The 6,000-nt window shown below is 67.7% G+C and carries 4 protein-coding genes; 2 read left to right on the plus strand and 2 right to left on the minus strand.

The annotated features are described in order from the left end of the window. The first annotated feature begins 8 nt into the window (after nt 1-8). Nucleotides 9-1,967, plus strand: a complete 1,959-nt coding sequence (locus tag ABZW17_RS40925; protein ID WP_354826591.1) for a hypothetical protein — start codon at nt 9-11, stop codon at nt 1,965-1,967. A gap of 112 nt (nt 1,968-2,079) precedes the next feature. On the opposite strand, the gene ABZW17_RS40930 is transcribed toward ABZW17_RS40925, so the two are convergent. Next, complete coding sequence (locus ABZW17_RS40930; protein ID WP_354826593.1) at nt 2,080-2,832, minus strand: hypothetical protein; 753 nt, start codon at nt 2,830-2,832, stop codon at nt 2,080-2,082. A 644-nt stretch (nt 2,833-3,476) separates the two neighbouring features. Then, nucleotides 3,477-4,925 carry a HEPN domain-containing protein gene (locus ABZW17_RS40935; protein ID WP_354826595.1) on the minus strand — a complete coding sequence of 483 codons (1,449 nt, stop codon included), beginning with the start codon at nt 4,923-4,925 and terminating at the stop codon, nt 3,477-3,479. Nucleotides 4,926-5,376: 451 nt separating this feature from the next. Between ABZW17_RS40935 and ABZW17_RS40940 the strand changes: the two genes are divergently transcribed. After that, nucleotides 5,377-5,757 (plus strand): hypothetical protein, encoded by a 381-nt coding sequence (locus ABZW17_RS40940; RefSeq protein ID WP_354826597.1) that lies wholly within the window; start codon nt 5,377-5,379, stop codon nt 5,755-5,757. The last annotated feature ends 243 nt before the right edge of the window (nt 5,758-6,000 follow it).

Below are 6,000 nucleotides of genomic sequence, written 5' to 3' on the forward strand. Positions count from 1 at the left end.
TTGGTGCCGTGACGCTCTTGGGGGTTCTCGAAGACGACGAATACCTGCCCGACCACGGCGTACTGGTGATCCGCGACCGCCACGCCGCCGACGCGGCGCCGCCGTGGGGCCACGAACTGCTCGGCGAGTTGGCGACCGACGCGTTGTCCGGCACGATCGCCACCGCCGGCGACGCCTGGGTCCACGGCCACGCCGGCGACCCCTACCAAGCCGTCCGGATGGAAGCCCACGACCACCCACCGCAGATCACCCTTGCCGAGTGGGAGGAGGTCGTCGAGACGCCGTTCCACAGCCGCACCGGCCGGCTCGCCTTCGCCACCCTCACCGGCGGCGAGCACGAAGGCACCCTCGAACTGGGCCGGCGAGGGCTGTTCCACGCCCGGGTGGCCCGCCGCGCGGCCCCGGCCGGGGAAGAAGGCGACGTCTGGCTGCTGCAGTTCTGGCCCTGCGACGGCGAGCCGGGGTTGCCGCGCTGGGTACGGCGGACCCGGCCGGCGATCGGCGCCCCGGATCCCGGCTGGCGCCTGGTGCTGGGCTACCCGGTGATGGAGGTCGCCTACTTCGCCGCCGGATACGGCCCGCGCCGGCCGGAGTCGTGGCTCGACGAACCCCTGCGCGGCGACCCGCCAGACCCGGCCATCTGCGCGCAGCTGGGCGTCACACCACCGGAGTCACCCCGCGAAGCCATCGAGCTGCTCGTCGCCGCCGGAGTGCTTGTTCCCGACGGCACGCGGCACCGGCTGGCCGAGCAGCCGCCCTCCGCGGCCGAGCGCCTAGACCTGCCCGACCGGCTCGCCACCCAGGCCGAGCAGGCCGCGGCCCAGGCCCGCTACGCCTGGGCCGCCGCGGACCTCACTCTCATCGCCGCGTGGGGCCACCCTGCCCCGGTCGACGATCTCGCCGAACGGCTGCTCATCCCTGCCGATGACGTTCCCGGGCTGCTCGCCTACGCCGCCACCCGGTACATCGAGCCGGTCGAGGGCGGGATCGTGGCACGACCGCGTCCGTCGCTGCGGTCCACGTCGGCGCCCCTGGCCGCGGTGCAGCAGCCAGCGCGGGCGGCGAATCCGGTCACGTTCCCGGGTGCGCCTCCGCGCGCCGGGGTGATCGGCGGCAACGGGGATGTCATCGTGTGGCGCTTGGACGGGCCGGTGGTTCTCGGCCGCGTCCCGGACCGGTACCGCTACCGCGCCTACGAAACGCTCACCGGGATCGCGGTGGCCACTTCACCCGGCCCCGGTGTGCTGGTGCGGTGGGACGGAACGGTCAAGCGCTTGCCCGTCGACCTGGGCACCCACCTGGTGCGCAGCGCCGACGGACGATTCCTCGCCGGGGTCGAGAACCACGTCGGCCGCCGCTCGTGGCACCGGCCGCACCTGCTGGACGTGACGACCGGCGAGGCGGCGAGCCTACCCCGGACCGACGAACTGACCCACCAAGTCCTCGCCGTCCACGACGGCGCCGTGTACTACCGGCGGGGCTCCCCCACCGGCAGCCGCGTGTTCCGCTGGCGCCCGGACACCCACCCCGAACCGCTGACCGTCGATCCGTGGCAGATGGACCCGTTCTCCGGCGCCACTCTGGAAGCAGACAGCAGCAAGACGATCTGGCACACCCCCGACGAGGAGCGGATCGCGGTGCCGGCCGGCCGCCGGTACGAACTGGCGCCCGGCGGCCGGCGGCTGTATGCGTTCCAGTACGCCCCGCCGTCGGCGTGGCTGCTGGAAGTTGGGACAAGCGAACCGCAGGAGCAGCCGCTGCCCGACGGCTGCGACACCAGCACGGCAATTCCGGCCGCCCCGTTCTGGGAGACTCCTTCCACGCTGGTGTTCCATCACGAACGCGGCGCCGGAACCCGGCTGGTCCGCTGGCACTTGCAAGCAAACCGGTTCGACCACTTCGACCTGCCCGCCCTGACCGGCTACCGGCCCTTCGCGATCCGGCCGATCGTGCAGACATCGGACTGACTTGACGTCGCCCATGCTGCCGCAGCCACAACCGGGGCTATGTTGGACACCCAATGCTACCGTAGCCCCGGTGGTCGACCTTTCTTCGACGTACGTGATCGACACGTATTCGCTAGATTTGCGGGGCATTCTTCCAGCTCTTCGTCACTAAATTCCCCGCTGCCGTGCCTCGCAGTAGTTCTTCCCACCGTGCTGCACTCATCCGTGCCGACCATCGGAACTGTCCTGCAACCGGCAACCAGTTACTGAGGCCGTGCGTGGTGACGACGGCGAACTGGAGTAGCACGCTCAGTGCGTTCGTAGCGTGGTGTGAGTGGATTGAGATCTTGCCGGCCGGAGTCAGCGTCACGATACCTGCGTGGACGGGCGGCTTCTGTGCCTTGTCCTGGTGAGCGAAGCCGTGCCGGACTTTGACCATGGCGTCCAGGAACGAGGCGGCGTCAACCCCCTGGTACCTCTTCGCTCCGACCCGCCACGTACTTCCGGTGCCGAGTTCTGCTGGGGCGACTTCCACATTCCACTCCCAATCGCGTGTCGGATCGTAGCGAAAGAAGGTCCAGTAGAGCTTGCGCAGGTTGTAGGGGCTCGGGGTTTGCACCATTCCGTGCCTGCCGTCGATCTGGTACCAGTCGGACGGTGGAGTTGCTTGTGGATCGAGTGGTTGGGCGGTCAATGCAAGATCTTCGTTGAATGCTTCTAGTGCTCCGACCGACGCCACGACGACGGCGCGGTTAAGGGAGGAGTGCGGCTTGCCTGGTTGCCCACCACCAGGTTTGCCTTGCGCTCGACGACTAGCGGTGGTTCGCTGGAGGCGTTCCTGGATCACGTCGTTGATTTGCTGCGCGTCGCTCAGATAGTCGATCATGCGGTCCAGCGGACCCTGGAGGGGATGAAGCGCCACATCGTACCTTTCCACATTGCCACGAACCCGCAGTGTATTTCGCCGATGATCCCAGCCTAGTTCCAGCTGCCTGCTCGGGAGGAGCCTCGGGGGCGAGTGCGTGGCGGCTACCGGCATTAGTCGCGGTGCTGGGTGTTGGCGGAACCGATCGCGCGTAATGCGCTACGACGTCGTCGCCGCTGTAGACGAGCTTGTCACCTCTGACCAGGCCGCGAGCTCAGGCTCCTGCTCGCGTCGTCAGCGACTGTGGACGTCGGACGCCTCGCGGACGGGTAGGCACCCGGCAGCGGCGGGGAGAACACCGCTTGCACCGCGGGTCTGGGCGTTCGGACTGCGGCGCTCAAGCCTGGCTGTGACGGTAGAGCTGCAGATCCCCGAAGTTCGACGACCCGTGGATCCAGCACACCGACCCGCCTGCCCGCCGCCATCGAGGTGTCCACGCGCATCTACGTCCGGCGCCCCGAGGAAGTGGCCGGGGAGCTCCAACGGCAGATGAACGAGGTCCGCTCCCAGGCCTATATTATACCGACGAGCACGAGCCTGCTCGTCCCGGCTGGTGCCGGAGTGCGCGCAGCTCCCGTCATGGGGCGCTCCCAAGGCCGCCACCCTCACAGGACAGACCGGTCGCCGCGGTCGATCGCAACCGCGAGTCTCTCGGCTGCAACACCGAAGGATTCGAGGACGAACGCGACCGCAACGGTATGTCCGAGGCGAGTTAACGCGGCCAGCTGTGCGTTGTCCTGGCGCGTGTTGTTCCCGTGCGCGAGGTTGTTGCGTGCTTTGCCCATCACCTGCCAGATGTCCTCTGGCTGATCCACAATCCCTTGCAGCAGTGGTGGGATCGGATCCACGGCGGAGTTCACCCGCGCTCGCACAGGCTCCGGCAAGGTACCAGCGAGAAACCGAAGCCGCTCCTGCAGCGCGTACGCGCCGAAGTAGGCTCCCTCTGCGCGGAGCCACTGGTAGTCCTCGTCCGAAACACCAGCGGCCTCCCTCAACCGCCCGAACACACCCTTCTTCTGTTTCTTGAATTCGGTCGGGCTCGTCGCTCCGATACCGTACTTCTTACTGTGGAAGCCTTCCAAGGCTGCGATAAGCGCGATGAAGCGCGAGGTCACCGGCAGCGCCGCAGTGCTGATCGAGACGAAGTAGTCGACGAAGGTCGAGTGCTCCGTTTTGAGAGCCTCCCAACCGGCCAGCAGCCTCGGCAACGGTGCACCATCGGGGCCGCAATGCACCAGCGGGAGCTCACTCGGATGCGGCCTGCCGGCGACCTCGTTCTGTTGGGTCAGCGCTGCCCCGAATACCACGCACGGGCCGTGCCCTCCAGCGAACGTGACCTCCGCCCAGGTGATCGCCTGTGGCCGTCCGGTGGCGAAGCTGGCCAGTTCGGCGACCGGGTGCACGTACTCGCTCAGCCACTGTCGAAGCGGCCGAGCGGGCCCACTGACGGTAACCGCAGGCGACGCCGTTACCGACATCGTGTACATCTGCGGATGACTGAACGTGCACAGATAGTGCATCCGCACCGTGTCCGCGGCGCCCGCGGGCCAGGAGTGGTCCGCCTCGTCGTTCCATGTCGCCCGGAACTCGGGCGGCCGCTCTCCTCCGCGCAGGCTTGCCGGGTGCTCGAAGTACTTCAGAGGAGTCACACCCGAGAGTGCCGTCAGACCGGTGACCTGAAAGGTGATCTCGTCGAACAGCAAGTCGGTGTTCTCGCGGAGGTTCGCGCCACACACGGCAAGATCTGCCTGCAACAGGGACTGGCCCGGCAGCTCGTGCGAAACGGACGCATCGATCAGCGCAACATCCAGGTTGTTACGCAGTTGGCCGCGGGCCACCCCGTACGGCTCGACGCTCGGCTCCCAGACTGTCCACGACGGATCGATCCACCCATCGTGCCCTGTCGGCACGGACTTCGCCGGCAAGTCGTAAGCCACCCCACTCACGGCTTCTCCACCAGCCAGCGTGACCAGGCCAGACACCGACGAGCCGTCATGAACTTGCCAAACGAGCGGGTAGTCGCCCGGGCTGAGCAGCCTGCGGATCGTCGTCACGTCAGCTCCATCGTGATTGGCCCTGCAGGTCCGTGAGCGGATAGCAGCGAACTTAGTGGTCACCGACCCTCCGCGCGACCACACACTGTGACAAGCCTCGTCAGTTCGCCGAGGACAACATTTCGTAGCACGTGCTCCTGCCGGCCGCGACCGGCGACGCCGCGTAGTCGTGGACCACCTGGCGAACGGTGCGCAAGCCACGGGTCGGCGACAAAGGTAAGCAGGCGAACGCCGACCTGCGAGCTCGAGATACCCTGCCCTCCAGCGCCGGTGCAGGAGTTCGCGCGGATAATTGGCCGCGGTGCCAAGGGCCAAGTGTCGCAGCCAGAGTCATGAACGCGTCAGCCCGCCGATTGCGTGACCGGGAATCCGGGCCCGGTGGTCGCCGCGAAAAGTTTTTGACAGTGGGTGCAGTCGGCGAGGCTAGTAGGTGTAGGCACCCTGCGACGCGATGAGGATCACGAAGATGGAACCCGGACACGACGATCTCGGCGCCGCGGACTGGCAGCTCCTGCCCCGGCTGCAGCGGGCCTGCCGATGCCGTCTCGACCGCACGGGGACCTCAAACGCAGCGGTACTTGATGATCTTTCCGGCTTCTCCGACGACGCCGCCGCGAACCTGACACGGCGGGCGACGCAGCTGGTGCAGGCTCCCCGGCCGGGCGACGGGATGTCTGGGTTGGTCTCGGTGGTAGTGATGCTGTTGTCGGAGCCCCACATGCGCCGACGTCACCGCTCCTGCCGGCCCTGCGAGCTCGATCCGGACCTCGAGGCGCTGGTGCCGCTCGCGCTCACCAGGCTGGAGGTTCGACACTGTGTGCCAGTGCGATAGCAAGCCGATGTAGGTGTAGGTTGTCGCGCTGCCCGTGCCCCGGTGGAAGAACCTCGTCGGTCTTCCGGGCCGCCCGGGTTACGCTGCCCGCGGTCCGGATCGACCGCTTCGGTGTCGGGCTTGCGGGGATCACAGCGTCCCGGCCGGGGTGGATTGCCCCGTTCACCGGGCTCGAACCAGACCAGTTCCGCAAGCTCGTACGGCTGGTCGCCAAACGGGGCGGCGACGAGATCGCGGACGGAC

This window comes from Amycolatopsis sp. NPDC004625 (assembly GCF_040609695.1).
Classification (GTDB): domain Bacteria; phylum Actinomycetota; class Actinomycetes; order Mycobacteriales; family Pseudonocardiaceae; genus Amycolatopsis.

What these genes read in the sequence shown, in the direction of transcription:
- ABZW17_RS40940 (WP_354826597.1), top strand. Translation starts at nt 5,377, where the DNA reads ATGAGGATCACGAAGATGGAACCCGGACACGACGATCTCGGCGCCGCG.
- ABZW17_RS40930 (WP_354826593.1), bottom strand. Translation starts at nt 2,832, where the DNA reads ATGATCGACTATCTGAGCGACGCGCAGCAAATCAACGACGTGATCCAG.